Raw genomic sequence first — 2450 nt, forward strand, 5'->3', positions numbered from 1 at the left:
GCTTCATCATTATTTAAAATAACAGAACCGATAATAGCATTTTGAGGAGTAGCTTTAGCATTCTCTGAAGCTAAAATTGTATTGCTAGCTTTAAAGGAAATATTATTTACGCCATTGTTAGAAGTTACTGAACTTACAGAAAGATTTCCAACAAAAGCATTTGTAGCATCAACAAAAGACATAGAGTTAGTGTTATCTGTGAGAGTCACACCATTTTCTGCAGATGAACTTGCAAGAATCCCTTTACCAATGTAGTTGTGGCCATTTGTGGCAGCCATTGTTTTTATAGTTATATTACTAGTGCTTGCAGTTTTAGTAGCTGTATCATCTAAAGAAATAATATTTTTAGCCTTTCTTTCATAGCCATTAGCCTTTAGCTCATTTAAATTAAAAGTATTGCTAGATGATTGGGATACTAAAAGATTATTTTTATCTGTTGCATATCCACTAGTTTGCTCTGCAATGATTGAGACTGCTGAAGTAGCTCCTATTTGAGTGCTAGCTCCAGATAAATAAAGATGATTATTTCCTGTAGCACCACCTGTTCCAGCCTTAATATTTCCAGCAATAATATTTGCACCATTCATTGTAATTTTATTGCTTCCACCATTAGCAGTGATATCACTAGTAATAGTATTGGCAACACTTGTTTGTGCTTCTAATTCAGATCCTTGTTGTGAAGATTTAAAAGTAATGGTATTAGTTCCGCCATTAGCACTAATACCTCCAGAAATATTGTTAGAACCTGTTCCATTAAAAGTGATAGTATTACTTCCACCACCACCTGCCTTAATATCACCAGAAATGCTGTTTGTAGCTGTTCCAGCAAAAGTGATGATATTGTCACCAATATCTGCAGAAATGTTACCTTTGATAGTATTGGTCGCTCCATTATTAAAAGCAATTGTATTAGTTCCTTTTCCACCCCAAGTAGATGAACCTGCAGTGATACCTCCTTCAATTTTATTTACTCCAGTTCCATTAAAAGTAATGGTATTAGTAGAAGCGCTTGCAGTAATATTACCTTGAATAGTATTAGTTGTTCCACTATTAAAAGTGATAGTATTGTTTCCTGGATTGCCCTGAGCATCTGATGATCTTTGCGCGATTATATTACCTGTAATAATATTGGCAGCTTCGCTATTTTTTGCATCCACACCACTATTTCCAAAAGTAATAGTATTGGTTCCTCTAGTTGCCTGAATTGTCCCGGTAATACTATTATTATTTCCATTTGTAAAAGAAATGTTATTTTTTGCACTATTTTCAGAAGAAATATTACCTGTAATTGTATTTATGGAGCTTGCTCCAGAAAATGTGATAATATTGGTTCCACTTCTTCTTGCTAGAATACCACCTTTGATTGTATTTGTAGAACTTGCTCCAGAAAATGTGATAGTATTTTTTGCTCCACTACTATAGTAATTTGCTACGATTACATCACTATCTGCACTACTCTCTGCAACCTCAATGGCTCCATTCTTTTTGAAATTAACATTAATTAAACCCGCTCTATCAAAACCATCCACATTAGCTTGAATTTTTCCTACTATCTTTCCATTGTTTTCAAAGTTAAGTGTCGTAGTTCCCGAATCAACATTGATATTTCCTGTAAAAACATTTTCTTGATTATCTTTTGCTTCATTTTCTTGTCCTTTAAAAGTCAAAGTTACTTTGGCTGAAGAATAACCATTGTGGCTCACTACATCGATATTTCCAGTAAAATTTTTATGAAATGTTCCATTCACTTCATTATTGCCATTTCCACCTATTGTTTTTAGGTTACCCTTAAAATCATTTGTAGCTTCAAGGTTAAAAATTCTTTTTGCATTACTACCTGTATTTTCAATATTCCCATTTCCAGATCTATTTTCAAAGTGGATTGTCATTGTAGAGCCGGGAAAATCAAAAACACCTTCAGTAAAATTAGTATCTTTTAAGGTAACATTTTTTTGTTCTTTACTAAAAATAACTGTTGATAAATCGGTACTAATTTGCATAGAATCCCCTGTTCCGAATTTAAAGGTAAGGTCTCTATCTATAGGTGTACAACTACTAGTATCTCCACAATCTGGATGTTGAATCTCAGTATTTCCATACAAAGTGCTTCCAAGCAATAAAGCTAAAGAACTTGCAACAATAGGCTTAAATAAAGATCTTTTAAAAGAATTTTTAGAAGAAACTGAATGAAAGTTTGTATAGTCCACTAAATTCATAACTTACTCCTGTTATCTTTTTCTCTTTGTAGATTTTTAAAATTTTCAAAAGGTGTATAAGCTAACAACAAGTCTTTTTTGAACTACATTTCTATATTAACAACAAAGCTAAACTATAAAAAATCAAAAAAATTTAAAAACAAAGTCACACAACACATAAAATTTTGAAAGTTTTAAAATCTGGCGCGCATTTTATCATAATTTTATAAGAAGTCAATATAAAAATAAAAATTT

At 32.0% G+C, this 2450-nt stretch carries 1 protein-coding gene; it reads right to left on the reverse strand.

Annotated features, from left to right (window positions below; all coding sequences use genetic code 11):
- The coding region (locus C6H31_RS05725; RefSeq protein ID WP_158657713.1) for a beta strand repeat-containing protein at positions 1–2216 on the reverse strand (2216 nt) is incomplete at its 3' end.
- Positions 2217–2450 lie beyond the last annotated feature (234 nt).

The organism is Helicobacter sp. 'house sparrow 1' (genome assembly GCF_900199585.1).
GTDB lineage: Bacteria > Campylobacterota > Campylobacteria > Campylobacterales > Helicobacteraceae > Helicobacter_H.